Annotated in this window: 1 rRNA gene; it reads right to left on the bottom strand. The window is 52.9% G+C overall.

The window, feature by feature from the left end:
* Positions 1-395, bottom strand: a 23S ribosomal RNA gene (locus tag P0G09_RS15880); the annotation flags it as partial.

Genomic DNA, 395 nt, shown 5'->3' with positions numbered 1-395 from the left:
CTTCGGTACTAATTTCCCTCGATCTCTACCGGAACCAACACCCGGCTCTGAGACTTCATATGTGTCCCTGTGCTTAACTCTTTTGGTGGTGACGGAATCTCTACCGTCTGTGCATCGGCTACGCCTTCCGGCCTCACCTTAGCTCCCGACTAACCTGGAGCGGACGAACCTTCCTCCAGAAACCTGAGGCTTTCGGCCATGCAGATTCTCACTGCATTCGCGCTACTCATTCCGGCATTCTCACTTCTATACACTCCACAGCCGCTTGCGCTACTGTTTCTCCGCGTATACAACGCTCCCCTACCCAATACATTGCTGTATTGCCTAAGCTTCGGTGTCAGGTTTAGCCCCGTTAAATTCTCCGCGCAAAGACGCTCGACCAGTGAGCTATTACG

It is taken from the genome of Faecalibacterium sp. DFI.5.82 (assembly GCF_029076575.1).
GTDB lineage: Bacteria > Bacillota > Clostridia > Oscillospirales > Ruminococcaceae > Faecalibacterium > Faecalibacterium duncaniae.
The sequence above is the reverse complement of the archived record's forward strand: the minus strand, read 5'-3'. Positions and strand labels throughout refer to the sequence as shown.